Below are 26,606 nucleotides of genomic sequence, written 5' to 3'. Positions count from 1 at the left end.
ATGGCGATTAAAATATATAACACAGCTACAAGAAAAAAGGAAACCTTCGTCCCAATTGAAGAGGGAAAGGTGAAAATGTACGTATGTGGACCCACTGTCTACAATTACATTCATATTGGGAATGCAAGACCGGCAATCGTTTTTGACACCGTTCGTAGGTATTTGGATTACCGTGGATATGATGTGCAATTCGTTTCGAACTTTACGGATGTGGATGATAAGCTGATTCGTGCGGCAAAAGAATTGGGGGAAGATGTCCCAACCATATCAGAGCGATTCATCAAGGCTTATTTTGAAGACGTTTCGGCATTGGGCTGCAAAAAAGCGGATGCTCACCCAACCGTAATGGAGAACATGGATGCAATCATTGAATTCATCTCGGCATTAATTGAGAAAGGATTCGCTTATGAATCTGAAGGGGATGTGTATTACCGCACTCGTAAGTTTGATGGGTATGGAAAACTTTCACATCAGTCCATCGATGAGCTGCGAGTGGGGGCCCGTATTGAAATTGGGGAGAAAAAACAAGATGCCCTTGATTTTGCCCTTTGGAAAGCGGCCAAGGATGATGAAATATCTTGGGAGAGCCCATGGGGGAGAGGGCGTCCTGGCTGGCATATCGAGTGCTCCGCAATGGTCAAAAAGTATTTGGGGGATACAATCGATATTCATGCAGGAGGTCAAGATCTAGCTTTCCCGCATCATGAAAATGAAATTGCACAATCCGAAGCATTAACAGGCAAGACCTTTGCGAATTATTGGATGCATAACGGGTATATAAATATTGAGAATGAAAAAATGTCTAAGTCCTTAGGCAATTTCGTTCTTGTTCATGACATCATTCAGAAGCATGACCCACAAGTGTTACGCTTCTTCATGTTATCCGTTCATTACCGTCATCCCATCAATTATAGTGAAGAAGTGCTTGAAAATGTAAAAGCGTCTCTTGATCGGTTACGGACATCTTATCAAAACTTAAAGCATCGTCTTCAAGTAAGCGACGGATTGACTGAGAATAATGATGTTTGGTTGGAGAAACTTAATGAATTACATGAACAATTCACTAAGGAAATGGACGATGATTTTAACACTGCTAATGCAATTTCCATACTCTTTGAACTTTCCAAACAGGCAAATTATTACTTGATGGAGAAAAATACAGACAGGGAAGTCATTGATGCGTTCCTTGAAAAATTCAATATCTTATTTTCTGTCCTAGGTTTGTCCCTTGAAGAAGAGGGGCTTTTGGATGAAGAAATTGAAGGTTTGATCCAGCAGAGGATTCAAGCGCGGAAAGACCGCAATTTTGGGTTATCTGATGAAATTCGTGATCGATTGAAAAACATGAACATCATATTAGAGGATACCCCTCAAGGTACAAGATGGAAAAGAGGGTAATTAATGCTTCATTACGATAGTAAGGTAGATGCTAAAATGCTGAACAGTCTTGCTTTAGCTTATATAGGTGATGCCGTATACGAAACGTATATCCGGCATCATCTCATTCAAAAAGGAGCGGTCAAGCCCAATCTTCTTCACAAAAAAGCTACATCTTTTGTAACGGCTAAGGCTCAAAATAAAATTATCCATTTTTTCCTGGAGTCAGATTGGTTATCGGAAGAGGAATCCGCCGTCGTTCGGCGCGGCCGAAATGCAAAATCCGGTACTGTACCGAAGAATACAGATGTGCAAACGTATCGTTACAGTACAGCCTTTGAGGCACTAATGGGATTTTTGTATTTATCCGGTCGGATAGAAAGAATGGAAGAACTTATCAAAAAATCTATTGAATACATTGAAGAAGAAAAGGGGAGTAACCCATGAGCGAAGAATATATCATTGGCAGAAACCCCGTATTGGAAGCTCTTCGCTCCGAACGGGACATTAATAAAATTTGGATAGCTGAGGGCTCACAAAAAGGCTCGATGCTTCCACTCATCGGTCTGGCTAAGGAAAAGAAGGTATTCGTGCAAATCGTACCGAAGAAAAAAATTGACCAAATGGCAGAAGGCATCCATCAAGGTGTTGTCGCACAAGTTGCTGCATATGAATATGTGGAATTGGATGACTTATTCGCAAAAGCGGCTGAACGGGATGAAGCACCTTTTTTCATGATTCTTGATGAAGTTGAAGATCCGCATAATTTAGGTTCAATCATGAGGACCGCTGATGCAGTCGGGGCCCATGGAATCATCATTCCGAAAAGAAGAGCGGTGGGCTTGACGGCAACTGTGGCCAAAGCCTCGACGGGTGCAATCGAATATATTCCGGTAGCTCGCGTTACAAATTTGGCAAGGGCAGTCGAAGAGTTGAAAGAGCGTGGAGTATGGATAGTAGGTACCGATGCGAAAGGAAGCGATGATTACCGTAACATGGACGGAAAGATGCCTATCGGACTTGTTATCGGTAGTGAAGGAAAAGGTATGGCCCGGTTAATGAAGGATAAATGTGATTTTCTCATCCGTCTCCCTATGGCAGGACAAGTAACATCGTTAAATGCATCGGTAGCAGCCGGTTTATTGATGTATGAGGTTTATAGAAAAAGAAATCCCCTAGGGCAATGATGGGATGAATATTCTGTTGGTGGACGGTTATAACATTATTGGAGCCTGGCCGGAACTGAGAGAATTAAAAGAAAGGGATCTTGCTGCTGCAAGAGACCGGTTGATTGAAATGATGGCGGAATATCAAGCATTTACCGGATACCGTGTAATTATCGTATTTGATGCTCAATACGTTCAGGGAATTGCCCGTATATTCAAAAATCACAAAGTTGACGTAATTTTTACAAAAGAAAATGAGACTGCCGATGAAAGAATAGAAAAGATGGCCATTGAACTGAATAACGTCAAAACGCAAATTCAAGTGGCAACCTCTGACTTCACGGAACAGTGGGTGATCTTTGGTCAAGGGGCTCTAAGGAAATCTGCTCGTGAATTGCTTATTGAAATGGAAGAAATTCAAGGGGAAATCAAGAAAGATGTAAGAAAAACAACGACGATAAAACCTGCAGCTAAAATTCCTTTAAGTGAAGAAGTGGCAGAAATTTTCGAAAAATGGCGCCGGGGTAAAATTTGAACCATTGACGGGTAAATTTTACCTGCTGTATAATATTTCTATCTGAGTCAGGTCAGGGGGATATAATGTGGGTCTCAAATTCGGAATGAAACTGAACGAAAAGTATCTGCAGTTTGAGGATGATGAATTGATAAGGTTGGTACACACTGGAGACAGTGAAGCGCTGGATTATTTGATCCAAAAGTATCGTAATTTTGTTAGAGCAAAGGCAAGGACTTATTTCTTAATTGGTGCAGATAAGGAAGACATCGTGCAAGAAGGTATGATTGGTTTATATAAAGCCGTCCGTGATTTTAAAGGGGATAAGTTATCTTCCTTTAAAGCATTTGCAGAACTGTGCATTACGAGGCAGATCATTACAGCTATCAAAACAGCAACACGTCAAAAACATATTCCGCTCAATTCCTATGTTTCCCTGGACAAACCCATTTATGATGAGGAATCGGACCGAACTCTAATGGATATTATATCGGGTACGAAAGTTTTGGACCCGGAAGAACTGATCATCAACCAAGAAGAGTTTGACGATATCGAATTAAAGATGGCTGAGCTCCTGAGTGATCTTGAGAGAAAAGTGTTAGCTCTTTACCTGGATGGACAAACCTACCAAGAAATTTCGGAAGAGTTGAACCGGCATGTTAAGTCAATCGACAACGCCCTTCAGCGGGTGAAAAGAAAGCTCGAGCGCTATCTGGAAGTAAGGGAAATCAGTTTATAATCCCTCCGCTTTTTCCGCTTAATTTCATCTGTCCCTTCTCCACATGGTAGTTTATTATTCACTATGTTAGAAACCGATATTTTGATTTCCGGTATCCATAATGGGCTAAACCTGCTTTGATATTGACAATAAAAGACAGCCGTGATAAGGTTTTATGGATATAGTAGATAGGATAGGTGTATCTAATGCGAAAAAAAATAGTTCTTGCCTGCATTGATTGCGGTTCAAGAAATTATAGTTATGAGAGCAAACAATCGACAAGCGGCGAACGCCTGGAAATCAAGAAATTTTGCAGTACGTGCAACTCACACTCGATTCATAAAGAAACGAAATAACCGTTTTATAAATAGATTGACAGAAGCTTCTAATGCTTGGAGGTACATTCATGAAACGTTTTACCGAATTTTTCAGCGGTGTCGCTCGCGAAATGCAAAAAGTAAGCTGGCCGAAACGCAAGGAGCTTACCAAATATACAATCGTGGTAGTAACGACTGTATTGTTTATGGCTTTTTTCTTTACAGTGGTCGATTTGGGCATTTCCGAATTAATTCGCCTAGTTATTGAATAAGAGATTCGAAAATAAGGTATAATAGTGATAGAATAATATGTGTCAGCAGAAAAGCCCGGAAACGGGTTTTTTAATTTGTCTTTTTTATGAAGTGAAGAAGTTCCAAATCGAGCACTGCTGTAATATGAATCATCACAATATATTCTAGTTAAGCCGGGATGACGCCGGAATTGGCTTTTTGGCTAAAACGTTCAAAGATAAAGATTAATAAAGAAAATGATTGATTGCAGGGAGGGAAGGACTTTAAAGTCCTAACACATGGAAAAGAATTGGTATGTAGTTCACACCTATTCAGGTTACGAGAACAAAGTTAAGGCTAACTTGGAAAAACGTGTGGAAACTATGGGGATGGAAGATAAGATCTTTCGCGTTGTAGTTCCAGAAGAAGAAGAAACGGAAATGAAAGATGGCAAAAAGAAAGTGACCAAAAAGAAAGTATTTCCAGGTTATGTATTAGTTGAGATCATCATGACGGATGATTCTTGGTATGTAGTCCGGAATACACCTGGTGTAACAGGTTTCGTAGGTTCATCTGGAGCTGGGTCAAAACCGACTGCGTTGCTACCGGAAGAAATTGAAGTCGTTCTTAAACGAATGGGCGTAGATGAAAGTAAATTCGAAGTTGATTTTGAAATCGGCGAAACCGTTCAAGTTAAAGAAGGACCTTTTGCAACCTTTGCAGGGCCGATTGAAGAACTTGATAAAGATAAAGGTAAAGTAAGGGTCCTAGTCAATATGTTCGGCCGTGATACACCGGTTGAACTTGATTTTAATCAAGTGGAAAAATTATAAACGGAAAAAAACTTGAAATTACCTTTTGAAAGTGGTAAAATTTCAAAGGTCAGTATGTTTCAATTTTTAGGCCTCAACGATACAAGCATTCTTTATTAATATATAAAGAATTCAAGATGAGTGGGAGGGTATACCCCTATTACCACATCACGGACTTATAAGGAGGTGTGTCTCGTGGCTAAAAAAGTAATTAAAATGGTTAAATTGCAAATTCCTGCTGGTAAAGCGAATCCGGCACCGCCAGTCGGTCCTGCATTAGGTCAAGCTGGTGTAAACATCATGGGATTCTGTAAGGAGTTCAACGCTCGTACAGCAGATCAAGCTGGTCTAATTATTCCTGTTGAAATCACGGTATTTGAAGACCGTTCATTTACATTCATTACAAAAACTCCACCGGCTGCAGTATTGCTTAAGAAAGTAGCTGGTATCGAGTCTGGTTCTGGTGAACCTAACCGTAATAAAGTTGCTACAGTCAAGCGTGATCAAGTGCGCGAGATTGCTGAAACTAAAATGCCTGACCTAAACGCTGCAAGCGTTGAAGCTGCAATGCGTATGGTTGAAGGTACTGCTCGCAGCATGGGTATTGTCATCGAAGACTGATCCATGTAATTGCTATTTGTTTCTACGGGGTTGCGATTGATACTCGCAACCTTTATTCGTGGGAGGTTATTCCGTTAAAACCACAATTTAGGAGGATTTATATCATGGCGAAAAAAGGTAAAAAGTATCTTGAAGCAGCTAAGCTTGTAGAAGTTTCTAAGGCTTATGCTGTAACTGAAGCAATCGAAGTTGCTAAAAAAGCAAACTTCGCAAAATTCGATGCGACTGTTGAAGTGGCTTTCCGTTTAGGCGTAGACCCTAAGAAAGCTGACCAACAAATTCGTGGAGCGGTTGTTCTACCGAATGGTACTGGTAAAACTCAACGCGTATTAGTATTCGCTAAAGGCGAAAAAGCAAAAGAAGCGGAAGCTGCTGGTGCTGACTACGTTGGTGAATCTGACTTCATCAACAAAATCCAACAAGGATGGTTCGAATTCGATGTAATCGTTGCGACTCCAGACATGATGGGTGAAGTTGGTAAACTTGGCCGCGTATTAGGACCTAAAGGTTTAATGCCTAACCCTAAAACTGGCACAGTAACATTCGACGTAACAAAAGCTGTTAATGAAATCAAGGCTGGTAAAGTTGAATACCGCGTAGATAAAGCTGGAAACATCCATGCTCCAATCGGTAAAGTATCTTTCGAGGATGCTAAACTAGTGGAAAACTTCACTACTATCTATGATACATTAATGAAAGTTAAACCTGCGGCTGCTAAAGGAACTTACATGAAAAACGTTTCTGTAACAACTACAATGGGCCCTGGTGTGAAAGTTGATCCTTCTACTTTCAATAAATAATTGACATTCCAAAACTATTATTGTTATAATAAGTTTTGTTGTGAATAAATGAATATCATTTGTACCGTAGACAGTAGGTGCTCCATTCGAGCTTAATTCCCTGCCGAGGTAATTCGATAATAATAGTCCTTGACTATGACTTTTGAAATTACTGCCTTCATGTCTGCAATAGAGATGAAGGCTTTTTCTTTGAAACGGTATAAATGTTTTCAAGCAAATCTACAGGAGGTGTAAGGATGAACGCAATTATTGAACAAAAGCAAAAAATCGTTGCTGAGATTACTGATAAATTAACTGCAAGCCAATCAACAGTAGTTGTTGACTACCGTGGATTGACTGTTGCTGAATTAACAGAACTTCGTAAGCAACTTCGTGAAGCTGGCGTTGAGTTTAAGGTTTACAAAAACTCTTTAACTCGTCGTGCTGCTGAAAGTGCTGAACTTAGCGCTTTGAACGAATCATTAACAGGACCAAACGCAATTGCATTCTCAAATGAAGATGTTATTGCGCCAGCAAAAATCCTTAACGATTTTGCGAAAAAACATGAAGCGTTAGAAATCAAAGCTGGAGTTATCGAAGGAAATGTTGCAACTGCAGAAGAAATTAAAGCTCTTGCAGAACTACCTTCACGCGAAGGCCTACTTTCAATGCTACTCAGCGTGCTACAAGCACCTATGCGCGGACTTGCTCTTGCTACAAAAGCAGTTGCAGATCAAAAAGAAGAACAAGGCGCGTAAGCTAACCGCTTATTTAGCCTATTGATTCAAAAAAAAACCAACCATTTCGAGGAGGAAATAACAATGACTAAAGATCAAATCTTAGAAGCAGTTAAAAACATGACTGTTTTAGAATTAAACGACCTTGTAAAAGCAATCGAAGAAGAATTTGGCGTAACTGCTGCTGCACCTGTAGCTGTAGCTGCTGCTGGTGGCGCTGCTGCTGAAGAGCAAACTGAGTTTGATGTAATCCTTACATCTGCTGGAGACCAAAAAATCAAAGTTATCAAAGCTGTACGTGAAGTAACAGGTCTTGGACTTAAAGAAGCAAAAGAACTTGTTGACAACACTCCAAAAGCAATCAAAGAAGGCGCTTCTAAAGAAGAAGCTGAAGAAGTTAAAGCTAAACTTGAAGAAGTTGGAGCTGGCGTTGAAGTTAAGTAATCTTGCATAAACAAAAAGCTCGCTATCACTGGCGGGCTTTTTTCTTCATTTTAAAGAAAATGACGGAAATTTGCCGTTAATGGTTTGATTAAAAGGGTTTGGTCAAACATCCCGGCATGCAAGCATCCATTCTTCAAATCTCTTCTCAATAAATCTTCAATATTCCTTTCTGATAGGGGGAGATGACTCTGACAGAGCATTACTACTCACATAAACCGGATGTCGTAAGCAATCCGAAATTTTGGGATTTTACATTAAAGGGACGTACCTTTCGCTTCAAAAGTGATAATGGTGTTTTTTCGAAAAAAGAAGTTGATTTCGGATCGCGTCTTTTGGTTGAAAGTTTTAACCTAGATGAAGCTGTGGAAGGAGATATTCTTGATGTTGGTTGCGGTTATGGACCAATCGGAATATCGATTGCGGCAGCTTATCCCGATAGAACGATAGAAATGATTGATATAAATAGCCGGGCAGTTGAATTGTCAAAAGAGAATGCCGCTTCTAATGGGATTGCAAATGTAAAGATTTACGCAAGTGATCGTTTTGACAAAGTTGGCTCCAATCAATTCGCGGCAATTCTTACGAACCCTCCCATTCGCGCAGGCAAAAGTGTAGTCCACGAAATTTTAGAAGAAGGCTATCGCAGTTTGGTGGCTGGTGGAGAATTATGGGTTGTCATTCAAAAAAAACAAGGAGCTCCATCCGCTATGGATAAAATGGAGCAATTATTTGGAAATATTGAAGTGCCCGTTAAGAAAAAAGGTTACTATATACTATTATCCAAAAAGGTTTGACTCTAAATTTTCGCTATGTTAGTATTATAAAATGCATATATATAATTCCGTAACTATGCAATTTTTATACCATTGGTGTATAACCAATGGATAATATGGGAAAAATATATAAATAATAGTTCGTTTTATGAGAAATAGTGGTTTTTAAAATAAAAACCATTTTCTTTTTGTCTATGGAAATGATTCCTTTTCCGAGGCAATTGGATCCTTATAACGCTTGATTTAAGGGGTGAATCAGTTGACAGGTCAACTTGTTCAGTATGGACGACACCGCCAACGTAGAAGTTATGCAAGAATTAGTGAGGTTTTGGATCTTCCGAATCTGATTGAAATTCAAACAGCTTCTTATCAATGGTTTCTAGATGTAGGTTTAAAGGAAATGTTCCAGGATATTTCTCCTATTGAGGATTTTACAGGTAATTTATCGTTAGAATTCATCGATTACAGCTTAGCTGAGCCGAAGTATTCTGTAGAAGAAACAAAAGAACGCGATGTTACGTATTCTGCACCGCTTCGAGTGAAAGTGCGCCTTGTTAACAAAGAAACAGGGGAAGTGAAAGACCAGGATGTATTTATGGGCGACTTCCCGCTGATGACTGAAACAGGTACATTTGTAATCAATGGTGCTGAACGGGTAATTGTATCCCAATTAGTGCGCTCACCGAGTGTTTACTACAATGGGAAAATGGATAAAAACGGTAAGCTTGGATTCTCTGCGACCGTTATTCCTAACCGTGGTGCATGGCTTGAATATGAAACAGACGCCAAGGATGTTGTGTATGTTCGAATCGATCGCACCAGGAAATTGCCTATCACGGTATTGATGCGTGCCCTTGGATTCGGAACAGATCAAGAAATCATTGATTTGATTGGAGACAACGAATACCTTCGCAACACTCTTGAAAAGGATAACACCGAGAGTGTAGAAAAAGCATTGCTAGAAATCTATGAGCGTCTACGCCCAGGTGAACCACCTACTGTCGATAACGCGAAAAGTCTTTTAGTATCCCGCTTTTTTGATCCAAAACGTTATGATTTAGCAAATGTAGGTCGTTATAAAATAAACAAAAAACTGCATATTAAGAACCGTTTATTCGGACAGCGTATTGCAGAGACCTTGATTGATCCTGAAACAGGAGAAATCATCGTGGAAAAAGGTACAATGCTTGATCGTCGGACTCTTGATAGGATCCTGCCTCATATCGAAGCTGGAATCGGATTCAAAACATTCCATCCATCAGGTGGTGTAGTAGAAGAAGAAACTCTTCTTCAACCTATTAAAGTGTTTGCACCAAATGATGCTGAAGGCGAAAAAGTAATCAATATCATCGGTAATGCCTATGTGACCGACCAGGTCAAAAACATTACTCCAGCTGATATCATTTCTTCCATTAGTTATTTCTTTAACTTATTGCATGGTGTGGGAATCACGGATGACATTGACCATTTAGGTAACCGTCGTCTGCGTTCCGTTGGTGAATTGCTGCAAAACCAATTTAGAATTGGTTTATCCCGTATGGAGCGTGTCGTTCGTGAAAGAATGTCTATTCAGGATACGAATACAATTACTCCGCAGCAACTAATTAACATTCGCCCAGTAATTGCATCAATTAAAGAGTTCTTTGGAAGCTCACAGCTTTCCCAATTCATGGATCAAACGAACCCGTTGGCTGAATTGACGCATAAACGTCGTCTATCTGCATTGGGACCTGGTGGTTTGACACGTGAGCGTGCGGGCTTTGAAGTACGTGACGTTCATTATTCCCACTATGGCCGCATGTGTCCGATTGAAACGCCTGAGGGACCAAATATTGGTTTGATTAACTCATTATCCAGTTTTGCTAAGGTTAACCCATATGGCTTTATTGAAACACCATATCGCCGTGTGGATCCCGAAACAGGCAAAATTACAAGCCAAATCGATTACTTAACAGCTGATGAGGAAGATAATTATGTAGTTGCCCAAGCGAATGTGCGTCTATCAGATGACGGGTCATTCCTTGATAATGACGTTGTTGCACGTTTCCGCGGTGAAAATACCGTTGTTCCGCGTGACCGCGTAGATTACATGGATGTATCTCCTAAACAGGTTGTATCTGCTGCGACAGCATGTATTCCTTTCTTGGAAAATGATGACTCCAACCGTGCCCTTATGGGAGCGAACATGCAACGTCAAGCAGTGCCTTTGCTGCAACCGGAAGCCCCTCGAGTCGGAACGGGTATGGAATATGTTTCAGCGAAAGACTCCGGTGCTGCTGTCATCTGTAAACACCCTGGTATCGTAGAGCACGTTGAATCACGTGAAGTATGGGTACGTAGGGTAAGTGAAGTTGACGGACAGCAAGTAAAAGGAAATCTTGATAAATACCGTCTATTAAAATTCATTCGTTCTAACCAAGGAACGTGCTATAATCAACGCCCTATCGTAAGTGTTGGCGACAACGTTGTAAAAGGTGAGATTCTTGCTGATGGTCCTTCAATGGAAAAAGGTGAGTTAGCACTTGGACGTAACGTATTGGTTGCCTTCATGACATGGGATGGATATAACTATGAAGATGCCATCATCATGAGCGAACGATTGGTTAAAGATGATGTGTACACTTCTATTCATATTGAAGAATATGAATCTGAATCACGCGATACAAAATTAGGGCCTGAAGAAATCACCCGTGATATCCCTAATGTAGGGGAAGATGCGCTTCGTAATCTTGATGAGCGCGGAATTATCCGTGTTGGTGCAGAAGTAAAAGACGGAGACCTTCTAGTTGGTAAAGTCACGCCTAAAGGTGTAACGGAATTGACTGCTGAGGAACGTTTATTACATGCAATCTTCGGTGAAAAAGCACGTGAAGTAAGAGATACATCACTTCGTGTACCTCACGGCGGCGGTGGAATCGTTCTTGATGTTAAAGTATTTAACAGAGAAGATGGCGATGAACTTCCTCCTGGTGTAAACCAACTTGCACGTGTATATATTGTACAAAAACGTAAAATCCATGAAGGCGATAAAATGGCTGGACGACATGGTAATAAAGGGGTAATCTCCAGGATCCTTCCTGAGGAAGATATGCCTTATTTACCAGATGGCACTCCAGTCGACATCATGTTAAACCCATTGGGTGTACCTTCACGTATGAACATCGGTCAGGTGTTGGAGCTTCACTTAGGTATGGCTGCACGCGCACTTGGCATTCATGTAGCATCTCCTGTATTTGATGGTGCTACTGAGGAAGATGTTTGGGGTACGATTGAAGAAGCCGGGATGTCCCGTGATGCAAAAACTGTCCTTTATGATGGCCGTTCAGGTGAAGCATTCGATAACCGTGTATCCGTTGGTGTCATGTATATGATCAAACTGGCACATATGGTCGACGATAAACTTCATGCACGTTCAACTGGGCCTTACTCCCTTGTTACGCAGCAACCACTTGGTGGTAAAGCGCAATTTGGTGGACAGCGTTTTGGTGAGATGGAAGTATGGGCACTTGAAGCTTATGGTGCTGCTTATACATTACAAGAAATCTTAACCGTTAAATCAGATGATGTCGTTGGTCGTGTTAAAACGTACGAAGCGATTGTCAAAGGTGAAAATGTCCCTGAACCAGGTGTTCCTGAGTCCTTTAAAGTATTGATTAAGGAGCTTCAAAGTTTAGGATTGGATGTTAAAATTCTTAATGCCGAAGATCGTGAAATCGAAATGCGAGATTTGGAAGATGAAGAAGAAGCCAACCAAGCAGACAAGTTAAGCCTTGATTCAGAAACTAAAGATATGGTTGCTTCCGAAGTAGGGGCACCTGTCAAAGAATAAAATCAAATATAAACATATCTAGTTATATATTACCCGCTCTGACTGGCAGCAAGATGTTTCTTTGAAGATCATGCTGCCTTGTTAGAGCCTTATTGATTCAATCAACCATCATCCGGTGTATGATTGCCTGATACTTGACGGCAATCAAGGGTTAAACCTGGAGATTAAAAGGGAGGTAGGCCCCTTGTTAGACGTTAATAATTTTGAGTATATGAAAATTGGTCTTGCTTCACCAGACAAGATTCGTTCTTGGTCCCATGGAGAAGTTAAAAAACCAGAAACAATCAACTATCGTACGTTAAAGCCAGAAAAAGACGGTTTATTCTGTGAGAGAATTTTTGGTCCTCAAAAGGACTGGGAATGTCATTGTGGAAAATATAAACGTGTTCGTTATAAAGGTGTAGTCTGTGACCGTTGTGGCGTTGAAGTCACTCGTGCTAAGGTACGTCGTGAGCGTATGGGTCATATTGAGCTGGCAGCTCCGGTTTCACACATATGGTATTTTAAAGGAATCCCTAGCCGTATGGGACTTGTTCTTGACATGTCTCCACGGGCATTGGAAGAAGTTATTTACTTTGCATCTTACGTAGTAACTGAAACAGGCGATACAACTTTAGAAAAGAAACAGCTTCTTTCTGAAAAGGAATATCGTACATACCGTGAAAAATACGGTAAGAAGTTCCAAGCTGCCATGGGTGCGGAAGCTATTAAAAAACTTTTACAAGATATTGATACGGAAAAGGAAGTAGAGTCGTTGAAAGAGGAGCTTAAAACAGCTCAAGGACAACGCAGAACCCGTGCAATCAAACGCTTGGAAGTTCTTGAAGCATTCCGTAACTCCGGAAATGAGCCATCATGGATGATCCTCGACGTGCTTCCGGTCATTCCACCGGAACTTCGTCCTATGGTTCAACTTGATGGTGGACGTTTTGCCACATCTGATTTAAATGATTTATATCGCCGTGTTATCAACCGTAATAATCGGTTGAAAAGATTACTTGACCTTGGAGCGCCAAGCATTATCGTTCAAAACGAGAAGCGTATGCTGCAAGAAGCCGTCGATGCTCTTATCGATAATGGCCGTCGCGGCCGTCCGGTAACTGGACCTGGTAACCGTCCGTTAAAATCTTTATCTCACATGTTAAAAGGTAAACAAGGTCGTTTCCGTCAAAACCTTCTTGGTAAACGTGTTGATTATTCTGGTCGTTCCGTTATCGTAGTCGGACCAAACTTAAAGATGTACCAATGCGGTCTTCCGAAAGAAATGGCGATTGAATTATTCAAACCATTCGTTATGAAGGAGCTTGTTCAAAGAGGTTTAGCGCATAACATCAAATCTGCTAAACGTAAAATTGAACGTTTATCTCCTGAAATTTGGGATGTGCTAGAAGAAGTAATTAGAGAACATCCAGTACTATTGAACCGTGCACCGACTCTTCATAGACTTGGTATCCAAGCTTTTGAACCAACGTTGGTCGAAGGTCGCGCAATTCGTTTGCATCCGCTCGTGTGTACAGCTTACAACGCTGACTTTGACGGTGACCAAATGGCGGTACACGTTCCTTTATCTTCTGAAGCCCAAGCTGAAGCACGTATGCTTATGCTTGCAGCACAGAACATTTTGAACCCTAAAGATGGTAAACCTGTCGTAACACCTTCTCAAGATATGGTATTAGGTAACTATTACTTAACTTTGGAAAGAGAAGGCGCTATCGGTGAGGGTATGATCTTTAAAGATACAAGTGAAGCATTACTCGCATACCAAAACGGATATGTACACTTGCATTCCCGTTGTGCCGTACATGCATCTTCACTAAATAATGAAACATTCACTGAAGAGCAAAACAGCCAACTTCTAATTACCACTGTCGGTAAATTGATCTTCAATGAAATTTTACCAAAATCATTCCCGTATATTAACGAACCAACACGATACAATCTGGAAACGAAAACTCCAGAGAAATATTTTGTGGAAAAGGGCGCTAATATCCCTGAATTGATTAAGGCTCAACCTGCTATTGATCCATTCAAGAAAAAAATTCTTGGAAACATCATTGCGGAGGTCTTTAAACGGTTTAAAATTACCGAGACATCCAAAATGCTTGACCGGATGAAAGATCTTGGATTCAAATATTCGACAAAAGCTGGTATTACCGTTGGTGTGGCTGATATTGTCGTTTTAAAAGAAAAACAAGAAATCATCTCTGAGGCTCAAACAAAAGTGGATAACGTCTTAAAACAATTCAGACGTGGTCTAATCACAGAAGATGAGCGTTATGATCGTGTTATCTCAATTTGGAGTGCTGCCAAGGATACCATCCAGTCCAAACTTATGGACTCACTGGACCGACGCAACCCGATCTTCATGATGAGTGACTCCGGTGCCCGTGGTAATGCTTCTAACTTTACGCAGCTTGCTGGTATGCGTGGTTTGATGGCCAACCCGGCTGGACGTATCATTGAATTACCGATCAAATCAAGTTTCCGTGAAGGTTTAACAGTGTTGGAGTATTTCATCTCCACACATGGTGCGCGTAAAGGTCTTGCCGATACAGCACTTAAAACAGCCGATTCCGGTTACCTTACTCGTCGACTTGTTGACGTTGCCCAAGATGTCATCATCCGTGATGACGATTGTGGAACGGACCGCGGCTTGAAAATTTCAGCCTTGAGAGAGGGTACTGAAATAATTGAGCATCTTGAAGAGCGCCTAATTGGCCGTTATGCAAGAAAAGCGATCAGACATCCGGAAACAAATGAAGTAATCGTGGCTGAAAACGACCTTATTACTGAAGATCTTGCGAACTATATTGAATCACTTGGAATTGAAACAGCATGGATCCGTTCTGCCTTTACATGTAACACCAGCCATGGTGTATGTAAAAAATGTTATGGACGCAACCTGGCTACGGGTCAAGAAGTTGAAGTGGGCGAAGCAGTCGGTATTATTGCCGCTCAATCAATCGGTGAACCTGGTACACAGTTAACGATGCGTACATTCCATACTGGTGGGGTTGCTGGAGACGATATCACTCAAGGTCTTCCTCGTATCCAAGAAATATTTGAAGCGAGAAACCCTAAAGGTCAAGCTGTCATTTCCGAAATCGAAGGAACGGTCGTTTCGATTAACGAAATTCGGGATAAACAACAGGAAATCGTTGTTCAAGGAGCAGTTGAATCACGCACATATACTGCACCGTACACAGCGCGCTTAAGAGTAACTGTTGATACTCCTGTCCGTCGCGGTGAAGAGCTGACAGAGGGTTCTATCGATCCGAAAGAGTTGCTGAAGGTTACAGATGTACTTACTGTGCAGGAATACCTGCTTCATGAAGTTCAAAAAGTATACCGGATGCAAGGGGTTGAAATCGGTGATAAACACATCGAGGTAATGGTTAGACAAATGATGCGTAAAGTCCGTGTACTTGACGCAGGTGAAACTGAAGTGCTTCCAGGAACATTATTGGATGTTAACCAGTTTACTACAGCAAACACTGATGCATTGCTGACTAACAAATTACCAGCTACAGGACGCCCTGTACTACTAGGTATCACAAAAGCATCACTAGAAACGGATTCCTTCTTGTCCGCCGCTTCATTCCAAGAAACAACTAGAGTCTTGACTGATGCAGCAATAAAAGGAAAACGTGATGAATTGCTAGGACTTAAAGAGAATGTCATCATCGGTAAACTAGTCCCTGCAGGAACAGGAATGCTTCGATACAGAAAAGCAAACCCGGTCGTTGTAAGTGATGAAAGTGCCGATACAGTAACAGTGGATTAAAAGAAAAAGGACCAGCTCAATAAGTAAAACTGAAAACGAACTCCTGGATTCTTGGAGCTGAAGGCTCAGAATTTATTGAGCTGGTCTCTCTTATTACTCATGGCTGACTGAAGCCGTATGAGGACCAATATTTTCCCTTTAGACATAGTGAAAATAGTAATGGAATTATGTAAGGAAAACCTTTTGCTAGAATTATTTTTTGAAAGAAGTTGACAGTATCCGACTATTAATGATACTATAGCAAAGGTGCTCCTATGTTACCCTGTAACTTTGGAGGATATGGACCATGTCTTATGAAAAAGTAATACAGGCAAAGTCAGTGATTATAGGGACGAAACAAGCAGTTAGAGCTCTTAAAAACAATTTAATTCAAGAAGTTATCATCGCTGATGATGCAGATATATACTTGACTGGGCGTGTCGTTGAGACCGCTAAAGAATTGGATGTTCCTATCACATATGTTGATTCGATGAGAATGCTTGGCAAAGCATGTGGTATTGATGTCGGAGCAGCAACTGTTGCCATTAAAAAGTAAAAATGTTTTTGCAATTATATTTGCAAAGACTTTGTTTTTACCCATTTATGAACCACCTGGATGTGTGGTACTAGAAATGAAAACGTGAAGGGAGGAAAAATGTAATGCCTACTATTAATCAATTAGTGCGTAAAGGACGCGAGTCTAAAGAGGTTAAATCAAAATCTCCAGCACTTAACAAAGGCTACAACAGCTTTAAAAAAGCACAAACTAACGTATCATCTCCGCAAAAACGTGGTGTTTGCACTCGTGTGGGTACTATGACACCGAAAAAACCAAACTCCGCGTTACGTAAATATGCGCGTGTACGTTTAACAAACGGTATCGAGGTAACAGCTTATATCCCAGGTATCGGTCACAACCTACAAGAACACAGCGTGGTTCTTATCCGTGGCGGTCGTGTAAAAGATTTACCAGGGGTACGTTATCATATCGTACGTGGTGCTCTTGATACTGCTGGAGTTAACAATCGTATGCAAGGCCGTTCTAAATACGGTACTAAGCGTCCGAAAGCAGCAAAAAAATAATCTCAAACAAAAATTAAACTTTCTTGAAAGGAGGAAATATAATGCCTCGTAAAGGACCTGTAACGAAAAGAGATGTATTACCAGATCCGATTTATAATTCAAAACTTGTGACTCGCTTAATCAACAAATTAATGGTTGATGGACAAAGAGGTAAATCACAAAAAATTCTTTACTCTGCATTTGATTTAATCAAAGAACGTACTGGCAATGAGCCGATCGAAGTTTTCGATCAAGCACTTAAAAACATCATGCCTGTATTAGAAGTAAAAGCACGCCGTGTGGGTGGAGCTAACTACCAAGTACCAGTTGAGGTGCGTCCAGACCGTAAATCGACTCTAGGACTTCGTTGGTTAGTAAACTATTCTCGCCTTCGTGGGGAAAAAACGATGGAAGAGCGTCTAGCTTATGAAATCATGGATGCTGCTAACAATACTGGAGCAGCAGTTAAGAAACGTGAAGATACACACAAAATGGCTGAAGCTAACAAAGCATTCGCTCATTATCGCTGGTAAGATCAAACACTATAAAATCCTTATAGAAGGAAGGAGAAAGACAAATGGCAAGAGAGTTCTCCTTAGCAAACACTCGTAATATCGGTATCATGGCTCACATCGATGCTGGTAAAACGACAACAACAGAACGTGTTCTATACTATACTGGTAAAATCCATAAAATTGGTGAAACACACGAAGGTGCTTCACAAATGGACTGGATGGAACAGGAACAAGAACGCGGAATCACGATCACATCCGCTGCAACAACTGCACAGTGGAAAGGTCACCGTGTAAACATCATCGATACACCAGGACACGTAGACTTCACAGTTGAAGTTGAACGTTCATTGCGTGTACTTGATGGAGCTGTAGCTGTACTTGATGCCCAATCAGGTGTTGAGCCTCAAACTGAAACTGTTTGGCGCCAAGCTACAACTTATGGTGTACCGCGTGTCGTATTCGTAAATAAAATGGACAAAATCGGTGCGGATTTCCTTTACTCAGTTGGAACAATCCACGATCGTCTACAAGCTAATGCTCATCCAGTTCAGTTACCAATCGGTGCTGAAGATCAATTCTCTGCAATCATTGACCTTATTGAAATGAAAGCTCATTTCTATGCCAATGATCTAGGAACTGATATCACTGTTGGTGAAATTCCTGAAGAACATCGGGAATTAGCTGAAGAATACCGTGAAAAGTTAATTGAAGCAGTAGCAGAAGTTAATGAAGACTTAATGGAAAAATACCTTGGCGGCGAAGAAATCAGCATTGCTGAATTAAAAGCAGCTATTCGTACAGCAACCGTTAACGTTGAATTCTTCCCAGTTATCTGTGGATCAGCTTTCAAAAACAAAGGTGTTCAATTAATGCTTGATAACGTTATCGACTTCCTTCCATCTCCGTTAGATGTACCAGCTATTAAAGGTACTCTTCCTGATACAGAAGACGAAGTAGAACGCCACTCAGATGATTCTGAACCGTTCTCAGCTTTAGCGTTTAAAGTAATGACGGATCCTTACGTTGGTAAACTTACATTCTTCCGTGTGTACTCAGGTACATTAGAATCAGGTTCTTATGTAATCAACTCAACTAAAGGTAAACGTGAACGTATTGGACGTATCCTTCAAATGCACGCAAACAGCCGTGAAGAAATATCAACTGTATACGCAGGAGATATTGCTGCAGCTGTAGGATTGAAAGATACTACAACTGGTGATACTCTATGTGACGACAAGAACCAAGTTATTCTTGAGTCTATGGTATTCCCAGAGCCAGTTATTTCACTTTCAGTTGAACCAAAATCCAAAGCAGACCAAGACAAAATGGGTCAAGCTTTACAAAAGCTACAAGATGAAGATCCAACATTCCGTGCGCATACTGACCAAGAAACTGGTCAAACGATTATCGCTGGTATGGGTGAACTTCACTTGGACATCCTTGTTGACCGTATGCGTCGTGAATTTAAAGTGGAAGCAAACGTTGGTGCTCCTCAAGTAGCATACCGTGAAACTTTCCGTGGTTCAGCTAAGGTTGAAGGTAAATTCGTTCGCCAATCAGGTGGTCGTGGACAATTCGGACACGTATGGATCGAATTTGGTCCAAACGAAGAAGGTAAAGGATTCGAATTTGAAAATGCTATCGTCGGTGGTGTAGTACCACGTGAATATATCCCTGCTGTACAAGCTGGATTAGTTGATTCACTTGACCGTGGTGTACTTGCTGGTTACCCGCTAGTCGACATCAAAGCAAAATTATTTGACGGTTCTTACCATGACGTTGACTCCAACGAAATGGCATTTAAAATTGCTGCATCAATGGCACTTAAAAATGCTGCTTCTAAATGTAAGCCGGTTATCCTTGAGCCAATCATGAAAGTAGAAGTAGTTATTCCTGAAGATTATCTAGGCGACATCATGGGAGATATCACATCCCGCCGTGGTCGTGTAGAAGGTATGGAAGCTCGCGGTAACACGCAAATGGTTAAAGCGATGGTTCCACTATCTGAAATGTTCGGATATGCTACGTCTCTACGTTCTAACACACAAGGACGCGGAACATTCTCTATGCACTTCGATCATTATGAAGAAGTACCTAAGAGCATTTCTGAAGAAATCATCAAAAAAAATAAAGGTGAATAATTGATTTTCATCTCTTATTAAAGTATAACTATCTTATGTAAGCTGTGATGGAAGAATTAGTCTTCTTTCACAGCCCTATATACTTAATCTTTTATTTATAATTTTAAGGAGGAATTCCTAATGGGAAAAGCTAAATTTGATCGTTCAAAACCGCACGTTAACGTTGGAACAATTGGTCACGTTGACCATGGTAAAACAACTCTAACTGCTGCAATCACAACTGTACTTGCTAAAACTGGTGGAGCAGAAGCTCGCGCTTATGACCAAATCGATGGTGCTCCAGAAGAAAGAGAACGTGGTATCACAATCTCTACTGCACACGTTGAGTACGAAACAGCTACTCGTCACTACGCACACGTTGACTGCCCAGGACATGCTGACTATGTTAAAAACATGATCACTGGTGCTGCACAAATGGATGGCGGAATCCTAGTAGTATCTGCTGCTGATGGCCCAATGCCACAAACTCGTGAGCACATCCTTCTTTCTCGTCAAGTAGGTGTACCATTCCTTGTAGTATTCATGAACAAATGCGACATGGTTGATGACGAAGAACTTCTTGAATTAGTAGAAATGGAAATCCGTGATCTACTATCTGAATACGAATTCCCTGGCGATGACATTCCAGTTATCAAAGGATCTGCACTAAAAGCTCTTCAAGGAGAAGCTGAATGGGAAGAAAAAATTCATGAATTAATGACAGCTGTTGATGAGTATATCCCAGAACCAACTCGTGACACTGAAAAACCTTTCATGATGCCAGTTGAGGATGTATTCTCTATCACTGGTCGTGGTACAGTTGCTACTGGTCGTGTTGAGCGTGGACAAGTTAAAGTCGGTGACGTTGTTGACATCATCGGTTTCAACGAAGAGTCTAAACCAACAACTGTAACAGGTGTTGAAATGTTCCGTAAACTTCTTGACTATGCTGAAGCTGGTGACAACATCGGTGCACTTCTTCGTGGTGTATCCCGTGAAGATATCCAACGTGGACAAGTACTTGCTAAACCAGGTACAATCACTCCACACACAAAGTTCAAAGCTGAAGTATATGTTCTTTCTAAAGAAGAAGGTGGACGTCACACTCCATTCTTCACAAACTACCGTCCTCAGTTCTACTTCCGTACAACTGACGTAACTGGTATTTGTAACCTTCCTGAAGGCGTAGAAATGGTTATGCCTGGAGACAACATCGAAATGACTGTAGAACTTATCGCTCCAATCGCTATCGAAGAAGGTACTAAATTCTCTATCCGTGAGGGTGGACGTACTGTAGGCGCTGGCGTAGTTGCTACAATCACAGAGTAATTGATTCATAAAACAATATTGGAAGGGACGCCTTCCGGGAGAAGCAGATGGGACGCCATCTGCTTCTTTTCTATTTTCTAAAGGTTTTTTATTTTTTTCTTCTATAAATATCGATAAAAAAATTAGTGAATTTATTAAGTTTCATACCCGATTTCGAATTGAAGAAAATGGATATGAAAGACCATGTAGAATCTACTTGTAAATACTTGTGATAGTATGTATAATAATAAAAGTGTGTTGCACAAGAAAAGTTTAAGTTTAACTTGCATTTTACTTGTGCATTATGTATAATAGACAATGTTGGTCTTTGACTGCGATGATATGGAAGGTTGCTGACACACCCGGCCGCTTTGCCATGGCGAGTGTGTGGGAAATTTCCATTGAGAAGGTCTATTTTAAAATAGGCGAAAAGGAGGGAAAATTATGGCAAAACAAAAAATTCGTATCCGTTTAAAAGCATATGATCACAGAATTCTTGATCAATCTGCTGAGAAAATTGTTGAAACTGCAAAACGTTCTGGTGCGGCTGTATCTGGTCCAATTCCATTACCTACTGAAAGATCGGTATATACGATCCTACGTGCGGTTCATAAATACAAAGATTCTCGTGAACAATTCGAAATGCGTACGCATAAACGTCTAATCGACATCGTTAATCCAACTCCACAAACAGTTGATTCATTGATGCGTTTAGATTTACCATCAGGCGTTGACATTGAAATCAAATTATAATTCATATAAATATGAACAATTACTCTAGGAGGTGTGACTTATGACCAAAGGAATCTTAGGAAGAAAAATCGGTATGACTCAAGTTTTTGCTGAAAACGGTGAACTTATTCCGGTAACAGTTATCGAAGCTGCTAATAACGTGGTTCTTCAAAAGAAAACTGTTGAAACTGATGGCTATGAAGCAGTTCAAGTTGGTTTTGAAAACAAACGCGAAAAGCTTTCTAACAAACCTGAAAAGGGCCATGTTGAAAAAGCAAATACTACTCCTAAGCGCTTCATTCGCGAATTCCGCGGAACGGATCTTACTGAATATGAGATCGGTCAAGAAGTCAATGTTAGTATTTTCGCTGAAGGCGATTTAGTAGATGTATCAGGAATTTCAAAAGGTAAAGGTTTCCAAGGCTCTATCAAGCGTCATGGACAATCTCGCGGACCTATGTCTCATGGTTCTCGTTACCACCGTCGCCCAGGTTCAATGGGTCCTGTAGCTCCAAACCGCGTATTCAAAGGTAAACTATTACCAGGACGTATGGGTGGAGAACAAATTACTGTTCAAAACTTAGCTATCGTTAAAGTTGATGTTGAACGCAACCTACTATTGATCAAAGGTAATGTACCTGGTGCTAGAAAAGCATTGATCAAAGTTAAAACTGCTGTTAAAGCAAAGTAATTTCTGAGAAAGGAGGAGCAATAGAATGCCAAAAGTTACATTGTTCAACCAAACAGGTTCACAAGTTGGCGACATCGAACTAAATGAATCCATCTTTGGTATCGAACCTAATAATCATGTATTATTTGAAGCAATCATCATGCAACGAGCTTCCTTACGTCAAGGAACTCATAAAGTTAAAAACCGTTCTGAAGTTGCAGGCGGTGGACGTAAACCTTGGAAACAAAAAGGAACTGGACGTGCGCGTCAAGGTTCTATCCGTTCTCCACAATGGCGTGGCGGTGGCGTTGTTTTTGGACCTACTCCAAGATCTTACGCTTACAAGCTACCTAAAAAGGTACGTCGTTTAGCTATTAAATCTGCATTGTCTGCAAAGGCATTGGAAGAGAACATTTTGGTACTTGAAAGCTTGTCTTTCGAAGCTCCAAAAACAAAAGAGTTTGTAGCGGTACTTAAAAATCTTTCTGTTGATACTAAAACGTTAGTTGTTACTGACGGTTTAGATGAGAAAGTTGCTCTTTCTGCACGTAACATCCCTGGTGTTACTGTAGTTGAAGCTGTTGGTCTTAACGTTCTTGATGTTGTTTCACACAACAAATTGATCTTGACTAAATCAGCTGTCGAAAAAGTAGAGGAGGTGCTTGCATAATGGATGCACGCGATATCATTAAGCGCCCCGTAATCACTGAACGCTCTTCAGACGTAATGGCTGAAAAGAAATATACTTTTGAAGTTGATGTTAGAGCTAACAAAACTCAAGTTAAAGATGCTGTTCAAGAAATTTTCGGCGTTAAAGTTGAGAAAGTAAACATCATGAACTACAAAGGTAAATTTAAACGTATGGGCAAACATGCAGGCTATACTAACAAGCGCCGTAAAGCTATTGTTAAATTAACTGCTGACAGCAAAGAAATCGAGCTATTCGAAGCTTAATTCATTAGAGAAGGAGGGAAATACAAATGGCGATTAAGAAGTATAAACCTACCTCTAACGGTCGACGTAATATGACAACTTCGGATTTTGCTGAGATCACTACAGACAAACCGGAAAAATCATTACTTGCTCCTTTACACAGCAAAGGCGGCCGTAATAACCAAGGTAAGTTAACAGTTCGTCATCAAGGTGGCGGCCACAAGCGTCAATACCGTATCATCGATTTCAAACGGAATAAAGATGGTATACCAGGACGCGTTGCTACTATTGAGTACGATCCAAATCGTTCTGCAAACATTGCATTAATTAATTACGTTGATGGAGAAAAACGTTATATCCTAGCTCCCAAAAACCTAGAAGTAGGTTTGGAAATTATGTCAGGTCCAGAAGCTGACATTAAAGTGGGTAACGCTCTTCCTCTTATTAACATCCCAGTTGGTACAGTAATTCATAACATCGAACTTAAACCAGGAAAAGGTGGACAATTAGTCCGTTCAGCAGGAACATCTGCTCAAGTCCTTGGTAAAGAAGGTCGTTATGTACTTGTACGTTTAAACTCAGGTGAGGTTCGTATGATTCTTGCAACTTGCCGTGCTACTATCGGTCAAGTTGGTAATGAACAACATGAACTTATCAACATTGGTAAAGCTGGACGTAACCGTTGGTTAGGTAAACGCCCAACAGTTCGTGGATCAGTAATGAACCCGAATGATCACCCACACGGTGGTGGTGAAGGTAAATCGCCAATCGGACGTAAATCACCAATGTCTCCATGGGGTAAACCTACTCTTGGATTCAAAACTCGTAAGAAGAAAAATAAATCCGATAAATTTATCGTACGTCGTCGTAAAAAATAACGGGATTGACCTACGGTTCATATATAGAACCGTAGAACAGTCACGAAGGGAGGTACTCGCATGGGTCGTAGCTTAAAAAAAGGGCCTTTTGTTGATGATCATTTATTGGTAAAAGTTGAAAAATTAAATGAAGCTGACAAGAAACAGGTAGTAAAAACTTGGTCTCGTCGCTCAACAATCTTCCCGCAATTCATCGGACACACAATCGCCGTTTATGACGGTCGTAAGCATGTGCCGGTTTATGTAACAGAAGATATGGTAGGTCACAAACTAGGCGAATTCGCGCCTACACGCACTTATAAAGGTCACGCAAGTGATGACAAGAAAACAAGACGTTAATGAGAGGAGGGCATCTCATGCAAGCTAAAGCTGTCGCTAAAACAGTTCGTATAGCTCCTCGTAAAGTGCGTTTAGTCGCAGATTTAATTCGAGGAAAACAAGTAGGTGAAGCAGTAGCGATTCTTCGCTTAACACCAAAATCTGCTTCTCCAGTCGTAGAAAAAATTCTGAAATCTGCTATCGCAAATGCAGAACACAACTACGAAATGGATATTAATAACCTAGTCGTTTCAGAGGCATACGTTAACGAAGGACCAACATTAAAACGTTTCCGTCCTCGCGCTCAAGGTCGTGCGAGTGCAATAAACAAACGTACTAGTCATATTACAATCGTTGTATCAGAAAAGAAGGAGGGGTAATCTGTGGGTCAAAAGGTAAATCCAGTCGGTTTGCGTATCGGGATCATCCGTGATTGGGAATCCAAATGGTACGCTGATAAAGACTACGCAGTTCTTTTGCATGAAGACATTAAAGTTCGTGAGTATATCGCGAAACGTTTAAATGATGCTTCTGTATCCAAAGTTGAAATCGAACGTGCAGCTAACCGTATCAATGTATCTGTTCACACTGCTAAACCAGGAATGGTTATCGGTAAGGGCGGTACTGAAGTTGAAGCACTTCGTAAAGCTTTGAACCAGTTAACTGGCAAAAGAGTTCATATCAATATCATTGAAATTAAAAGAGCAGATCTTGACGCAAAATTGGTTGCTGAAAACATCGCTCGTCAATTAGAAAACCGTGTTTCATTCCGTCGTGCTCAAAAGCAAGCTATCCAACGTACTATGCGTTCTGGCGCACAAGGAATCAAAACTCAAGTTTCTGGTCGTCTTGGCGGTGCTGATATTGCTCGTGCTGAACATTACAGCGAAGGAACAGTTCCACTTCACACACTTCGTGCTGACATAGATTATGCTCATGCTGAAGCAGATACTACTTACGGTAAGCTAGGCGTGAAAGTTTGGATCTACCGTGGAGAAGTTCTTCCTACTAAGAAGAAATCTGAGGAAGGAGGAAAATAATATGTTATTGCCAAAACGCGTAAAATACCGTCGTGAACACCGCGGTAAGATGAGAGGGATGGCTAAGGGCGGCACTGAAGTTCATTTTGGAGAATTTGGACTTCAAGCTCAAGAAGCTTCCTGGATCACTAACCGCCAAATCGAAGCAGCTCGTATTGCGATGACTCGTTATATGAAACGTGGAGGAAAAGTTTGGATCAAAATTTTCCCAAGCAAACCTTACACAGCTAAGCCGCTTGAAGTACGGATGGGTTCCGGTAAAGGTGCTCCTGAAGGTTGGGTAGCAGTAGTTAAACCGGGCAAAGTATTGTTTGAAATCTCTGGTGTATCTGAAGAGGTGGCAAGAGAAGCATTGCGCCTTGCAGCACACAAACTTCCAATCAAATGCAAGTTTGTAAAAAGAGAGGAAATTGGTGGTGAAACAAATGAAAGCTAATGAAATCAAAGATCTAACCACTGCTGAAATTGAACAAAAACTAAAATCTCTTAAAGAAGAACTATTTAATCTTCGTTTCCAGTTAGCTACTGGACAACTTGAAAATACAGCTCGCATCCGTGAAGTTCGCAAATCGATTGCTCGTATGAAAACAGTTGTTCGTCAAAGAGAGATCGGTGTCACTAATCGATAATGAATGGAGGTTTGCAGAATGAGCGAACGCAACCAACGCAAAATCTACACTGGCCGCGTAGTATCCGATAAAATGGATAAAACAGTAACAGTTGTTGTAGAAACCTATAAAAAGCATTCTTTATACGGTAAACGCGTGAAATACTCTAAAAAGTTAAAAGCTCATGACGAGCTAAACGAAGCTAAAGCAGGCGACGTAGTACGTATCATGGAAACTCGTCCACTTTCAGCTACAAAGCGCTTCCGTCTTGTAGAAGTAGTAGAAAAAGCAGTAATCATTTAATATAGTTCGGATTAAGCTAATTCCGAAGGGAGGTACCG

31 protein-coding genes and 1 other annotated feature are annotated in these 26,606 nt (G+C 40.8%); all 31 genes read left to right on the top strand.

Annotated elements, in window-relative coordinates:
- The 31 genes from cysS to rpsQ all read left to right on the top strand — a co-directional run bounded on the left by cysS (position 1) and on the right by rpsQ (position 26,568).
- Positions 1-1,398, top strand: a complete 1,398-nt coding sequence (gene cysS, locus ACFX4L_RS14710) for a cysteine--tRNA ligase (RefSeq protein WP_377405517.1) — start codon at positions 1-3, stop codon at positions 1,396-1,398.
- Positions 1,399-1,401: 3 nt separating this feature from the next.
- Positions 1,402-1,824, top strand: coding sequence for a Mini-ribonuclease 3 (locus ACFX4L_RS14705; protein WP_377405515.1), 423 nt, complete (start codon positions 1,402-1,404; stop codon positions 1,822-1,824).
- A complete protein-coding gene (gene rlmB / locus ACFX4L_RS14700; RefSeq protein ID WP_061440370.1) occupies positions 1,821-2,564 on the top strand; it encodes a 23S rRNA (guanosine(2251)-2'-O)-methyltransferase RlmB in 744 nt (247 codons plus the stop codon). The genes ACFX4L_RS14705 and rlmB overlap by 4 nt, the downstream gene beginning before the upstream one ends.
- Before the next feature lie 4 nt (positions 2,565-2,568).
- Positions 2,569-3,078, top strand: coding sequence for an NYN domain-containing protein (locus ACFX4L_RS14695; RefSeq protein ID WP_061440371.1), 510 nt, complete (start codon positions 2,569-2,571; stop codon positions 3,076-3,078).
- Positions 3,079-3,163: 85 nt separating this feature from the next.
- Entirely contained in the window at positions 3,164-3,796 is a 633-nt protein-coding gene (gene sigH, locus ACFX4L_RS14690; protein ID WP_089364078.1) for an RNA polymerase sporulation sigma factor SigH, read from the top strand.
- A 185-nt stretch (positions 3,797-3,981) separates the two neighbouring features.
- Positions 3,982-4,131, top strand: coding sequence for a 50S ribosomal protein L33 (rpmG, locus tag ACFX4L_RS14685; RefSeq protein ID WP_081108654.1), 150 nt, complete (start codon positions 3,982-3,984; stop codon positions 4,129-4,131).
- Positions 4,132-4,181: 50 nt separating this feature from the next.
- On the top strand, positions 4,182-4,364 hold the full coding sequence (gene secE, locus ACFX4L_RS14680) for a preprotein translocase subunit SecE (protein WP_061440373.1): 183 nt from the start codon (positions 4,182-4,184) through the stop codon (positions 4,362-4,364).
- A gap of 258 nt (positions 4,365-4,622) precedes the next feature.
- Complete coding sequence (nusG, locus tag ACFX4L_RS14675) at positions 4,623-5,156, top strand: transcription termination/antitermination protein NusG (RefSeq protein WP_061440374.1); 534 nt, start codon at positions 4,623-4,625, stop codon at positions 5,154-5,156.
- A 174-nt stretch (positions 5,157-5,330) separates the two neighbouring features.
- The gene (gene rplK, locus ACFX4L_RS14670) at positions 5,331-5,756 is read left to right on the top strand and encodes a 50S ribosomal protein L11 (protein WP_034305057.1); all 426 of its coding nucleotides are present in this window, start codon (positions 5,331-5,333) and stop codon (positions 5,754-5,756) included.
- A gap of 104 nt (positions 5,757-5,860) precedes the next feature.
- Positions 5,861-6,556, top strand: a complete 696-nt coding sequence (gene rplA, locus ACFX4L_RS14665) for a 50S ribosomal protein L1 (RefSeq protein WP_061440375.1) — start codon at positions 5,861-5,863, stop codon at positions 6,554-6,556.
- Between the two features lie 46 nt (positions 6,557-6,602).
- Positions 6,603-6,753 (top strand) — a sequence feature (ribosomal protein L10 leader region).
- A 39-nt stretch (positions 6,754-6,792) separates the two neighbouring features.
- Complete coding sequence (gene rplJ, locus ACFX4L_RS14660; protein WP_377405513.1) at positions 6,793-7,293, top strand: 50S ribosomal protein L10; 501 nt, start codon at positions 6,793-6,795, stop codon at positions 7,291-7,293.
- A gap of 63 nt (positions 7,294-7,356) precedes the next feature.
- Complete coding sequence (gene rplL, locus ACFX4L_RS14655; protein ID WP_053349071.1) at positions 7,357-7,716, top strand: 50S ribosomal protein L7/L12; 360 nt, start codon at positions 7,357-7,359, stop codon at positions 7,714-7,716.
- A gap of 188 nt (positions 7,717-7,904) precedes the next feature.
- A complete protein-coding gene (locus ACFX4L_RS14650) occupies positions 7,905-8,510 on the top strand; it encodes a class I SAM-dependent methyltransferase (protein WP_061465931.1) in 606 nt (201 codons plus the stop codon).
- Between the two features lie 238 nt (positions 8,511-8,748).
- Positions 8,749-12,318 carry a DNA-directed RNA polymerase subunit beta gene (gene rpoB / locus ACFX4L_RS14645; RefSeq protein WP_125162621.1) on the top strand — a complete coding sequence of 1,190 codons (3,570 nt, stop codon included), beginning with the start codon at positions 8,749-8,751 and terminating at the stop codon, positions 12,316-12,318.
- 184 nt (positions 12,319-12,502) lie between these two features.
- A complete protein-coding gene (rpoC, locus tag ACFX4L_RS14640; protein ID WP_061440378.1) occupies positions 12,503-16,102 on the top strand; it encodes a DNA-directed RNA polymerase subunit beta' in 3,600 nt (1,199 codons plus the stop codon).
- A gap of 286 nt (positions 16,103-16,388) precedes the next feature.
- The gene (locus tag ACFX4L_RS14635; protein WP_034305040.1) at positions 16,389-16,637 is read left to right on the top strand and encodes a 50S ribosomal protein L7ae-like protein; all 249 of its coding nucleotides are present in this window, start codon (positions 16,389-16,391) and stop codon (positions 16,635-16,637) included.
- A gap of 104 nt (positions 16,638-16,741) precedes the next feature.
- A complete protein-coding gene (rpsL, locus tag ACFX4L_RS14630; RefSeq protein WP_061440379.1) occupies positions 16,742-17,164 on the top strand; it encodes a 30S ribosomal protein S12 in 423 nt (140 codons plus the stop codon).
- 41 nt (positions 17,165-17,205) lie between these two features.
- Positions 17,206-17,676: a 30S ribosomal protein S7 gene (gene rpsG / locus ACFX4L_RS14625; RefSeq protein ID WP_048677878.1), complete on the top strand. Its 471-nt coding sequence runs from the start codon at positions 17,206-17,208 to the stop codon at positions 17,674-17,676.
- A gap of 44 nt (positions 17,677-17,720) precedes the next feature.
- Positions 17,721-19,799: an elongation factor G gene (gene fusA / locus ACFX4L_RS14620; RefSeq protein WP_061440380.1), complete on the top strand. Its 2,079-nt coding sequence runs from the start codon at positions 17,721-17,723 to the stop codon at positions 19,797-19,799.
- 120 nt (positions 19,800-19,919) lie between these two features.
- On the top strand, positions 19,920-21,107 hold the full coding sequence (tuf, locus tag ACFX4L_RS14615) for an elongation factor Tu (protein WP_061440381.1): 1,188 nt from the start codon (positions 19,920-19,922) through the stop codon (positions 21,105-21,107).
- A 423-nt stretch (positions 21,108-21,530) separates the two neighbouring features.
- Positions 21,531-21,839 carry a 30S ribosomal protein S10 gene (rpsJ, locus tag ACFX4L_RS14610; RefSeq protein WP_019244375.1) on the top strand — a complete coding sequence of 103 codons (309 nt, stop codon included), beginning with the start codon at positions 21,531-21,533 and terminating at the stop codon, positions 21,837-21,839.
- A gap of 40 nt (positions 21,840-21,879) precedes the next feature.
- The gene (gene rplC / locus ACFX4L_RS14605) at positions 21,880-22,509 is read left to right on the top strand and encodes a 50S ribosomal protein L3 (protein WP_034305028.1); all 630 of its coding nucleotides are present in this window, start codon (positions 21,880-21,882) and stop codon (positions 22,507-22,509) included.
- Positions 22,510-22,534: 25 nt separating this feature from the next.
- On the top strand, positions 22,535-23,158 hold the full coding sequence (rplD, locus tag ACFX4L_RS14600) for a 50S ribosomal protein L4 (protein WP_053349064.1): 624 nt from the start codon (positions 22,535-22,537) through the stop codon (positions 23,156-23,158).
- Complete coding sequence (rplW, locus tag ACFX4L_RS14595) at positions 23,158-23,442, top strand: 50S ribosomal protein L23 (protein WP_057915217.1); 285 nt, start codon at positions 23,158-23,160, stop codon at positions 23,440-23,442. Before rplD ends, rplW begins: the two co-directional genes overlap by 1 nt.
- Before the next feature lie 26 nt (positions 23,443-23,468).
- Positions 23,469-24,299: a 50S ribosomal protein L2 gene (gene rplB / locus ACFX4L_RS14590; RefSeq protein ID WP_053349063.1), complete on the top strand. Its 831-nt coding sequence runs from the start codon at positions 23,469-23,471 to the stop codon at positions 24,297-24,299.
- A gap of 60 nt (positions 24,300-24,359) precedes the next feature.
- A complete protein-coding gene (gene rpsS, locus ACFX4L_RS14585) occupies positions 24,360-24,638 on the top strand; it encodes a 30S ribosomal protein S19 (protein WP_034305018.1) in 279 nt (92 codons plus the stop codon).
- 17 nt (positions 24,639-24,655) lie between these two features.
- On the top strand, positions 24,656-24,997 hold the full coding sequence (gene rplV / locus ACFX4L_RS14580; protein WP_034305017.1) for a 50S ribosomal protein L22: 342 nt from the start codon (positions 24,656-24,658) through the stop codon (positions 24,995-24,997).
- Positions 24,998-25,000: 3 nt separating this feature from the next.
- The gene (gene rpsC / locus ACFX4L_RS14575; RefSeq protein WP_061440385.1) at positions 25,001-25,657 is read left to right on the top strand and encodes a 30S ribosomal protein S3; all 657 of its coding nucleotides are present in this window, start codon (positions 25,001-25,003) and stop codon (positions 25,655-25,657) included.
- A 1-nt stretch (position 25,658) separates the two neighbouring features.
- Entirely contained in the window at positions 25,659-26,093 is a 435-nt protein-coding gene (gene rplP, locus ACFX4L_RS14570; protein WP_053349061.1) for a 50S ribosomal protein L16, read from the top strand.
- The gene (rpmC, locus tag ACFX4L_RS14565) at positions 26,083-26,286 is read left to right on the top strand and encodes a 50S ribosomal protein L29 (RefSeq protein ID WP_034305010.1); all 204 of its coding nucleotides are present in this window, start codon (positions 26,083-26,085) and stop codon (positions 26,284-26,286) included. The genes rplP and rpmC overlap by 11 nt, the downstream gene beginning before the upstream one ends.
- A gap of 18 nt (positions 26,287-26,304) precedes the next feature.
- Positions 26,305-26,568, top strand: a complete 264-nt coding sequence (gene rpsQ, locus ACFX4L_RS14560; protein ID WP_034305007.1) for a 30S ribosomal protein S17 — start codon at positions 26,305-26,307, stop codon at positions 26,566-26,568.
- Positions 26,569-26,606 lie beyond the last annotated feature (38 nt).

It is taken from the genome of Peribacillus sp. YIM B13482 (assembly GCF_042787975.1).
GTDB classification, from domain to species: domain Bacteria; phylum Bacillota; class Bacilli; order Bacillales; family DSM-1321; genus Peribacillus; species Peribacillus simplex_A.
The sequence above is the reverse complement of the archived record's forward strand: the minus strand, read 5'-3'. Positions and strand labels throughout refer to the sequence as shown.

What these genes read in the sequence shown, in the direction of transcription:
- rpsS (WP_034305018.1), top strand. Translation starts at nt 24,360, where the DNA reads ATGGGTCGTAGCTTAAAAAAAGGGCCTTTTGTTGATGATCATTTATTG.
- rplA (WP_061440375.1), top strand. Translation starts at nt 5,861, where the DNA reads ATGGCGAAAAAAGGTAAAAAGTATCTTGAAGCAGCTAAGCTTGTAGAA.
- rplW (WP_057915217.1), top strand. Translation starts at nt 23,158, where the DNA reads ATGGATGCACGCGATATCATTAAGCGCCCCGTAATCACTGAACGCTCT.
- nusG (WP_061440374.1), top strand. Translation starts at nt 4,623, where the DNA reads ATGGAAAAGAATTGGTATGTAGTTCACACCTATTCAGGTTACGAGAAC.
- ACFX4L_RS14695 (WP_061440371.1), top strand. Translation starts at nt 2,569, where the DNA reads ATGAATATTCTGTTGGTGGACGGTTATAACATTATTGGAGCCTGGCCG.
- rpmG (WP_081108654.1), top strand. Translation starts at nt 3,982, where the DNA reads ATGCGAAAAAAAATAGTTCTTGCCTGCATTGATTGCGGTTCAAGAAAT.
- fusA (WP_061440380.1), top strand. Translation starts at nt 17,721, where the DNA reads ATGGCAAGAGAGTTCTCCTTAGCAAACACTCGTAATATCGGTATCATG.
- rplJ (WP_377405513.1), top strand. Translation starts at nt 6,793, where the DNA reads ATGAACGCAATTATTGAACAAAAGCAAAAAATCGTTGCTGAGATTACT.
- secE (WP_061440373.1), top strand. Translation starts at nt 4,182, where the DNA reads ATGAAACGTTTTACCGAATTTTTCAGCGGTGTCGCTCGCGAAATGCAA.
- tuf (WP_061440381.1), top strand. Translation starts at nt 19,920, where the DNA reads ATGGGAAAAGCTAAATTTGATCGTTCAAAACCGCACGTTAACGTTGGA.
- rpsQ (WP_034305007.1), top strand. Translation starts at nt 26,305, where the DNA reads ATGAGCGAACGCAACCAACGCAAAATCTACACTGGCCGCGTAGTATCC.
- ACFX4L_RS14635 (WP_034305040.1), top strand. Translation starts at nt 16,389, where the DNA reads ATGTCTTATGAAAAAGTAATACAGGCAAAGTCAGTGATTATAGGGACG.
- rplC (WP_034305028.1), top strand. Translation starts at nt 21,880, where the DNA reads ATGACCAAAGGAATCTTAGGAAGAAAAATCGGTATGACTCAAGTTTTT.
- sigH (WP_089364078.1), top strand. Translation starts at nt 3,164, where the DNA reads ATGAAACTGAACGAAAAGTATCTGCAGTTTGAGGATGATGAATTGATA.
- rplL (WP_053349071.1), top strand. Translation starts at nt 7,357, where the DNA reads ATGACTAAAGATCAAATCTTAGAAGCAGTTAAAAACATGACTGTTTTA.
- cysS (WP_377405517.1), top strand. Translation starts at nt 1, where the DNA reads ATGGCGATTAAAATATATAACACAGCTACAAGAAAAAAGGAAACCTTC.
- rplD (WP_053349064.1), top strand. Translation starts at nt 22,535, where the DNA reads ATGCCAAAAGTTACATTGTTCAACCAAACAGGTTCACAAGTTGGCGAC.
- rpmC (WP_034305010.1), top strand. Translation starts at nt 26,083, where the DNA reads ATGAAAGCTAATGAAATCAAAGATCTAACCACTGCTGAAATTGAACAA.
- rplP (WP_053349061.1), top strand. Translation starts at nt 25,659, where the DNA reads ATGTTATTGCCAAAACGCGTAAAATACCGTCGTGAACACCGCGGTAAG.
- rplV (WP_034305017.1), top strand. Translation starts at nt 24,656, where the DNA reads ATGCAAGCTAAAGCTGTCGCTAAAACAGTTCGTATAGCTCCTCGTAAA.
- rpsG (WP_048677878.1), top strand. Translation starts at nt 17,206, where the DNA reads ATGCCTCGTAAAGGACCTGTAACGAAAAGAGATGTATTACCAGATCCG.
- rlmB (WP_061440370.1), top strand. Translation starts at nt 1,821, where the DNA reads ATGAGCGAAGAATATATCATTGGCAGAAACCCCGTATTGGAAGCTCTT.
- rplB (WP_053349063.1), top strand. Translation starts at nt 23,469, where the DNA reads ATGGCGATTAAGAAGTATAAACCTACCTCTAACGGTCGACGTAATATG.
- rpsL (WP_061440379.1), top strand. Translation starts at nt 16,742, where the DNA reads ATGCCTACTATTAATCAATTAGTGCGTAAAGGACGCGAGTCTAAAGAG.
- rpsJ (WP_019244375.1), top strand. Translation starts at nt 21,531, where the DNA reads ATGGCAAAACAAAAAATTCGTATCCGTTTAAAAGCATATGATCACAGA.
- ACFX4L_RS14705 (WP_377405515.1), top strand. Translation starts at nt 1,402, where the DNA reads ATGCTTCATTACGATAGTAAGGTAGATGCTAAAATGCTGAACAGTCTT.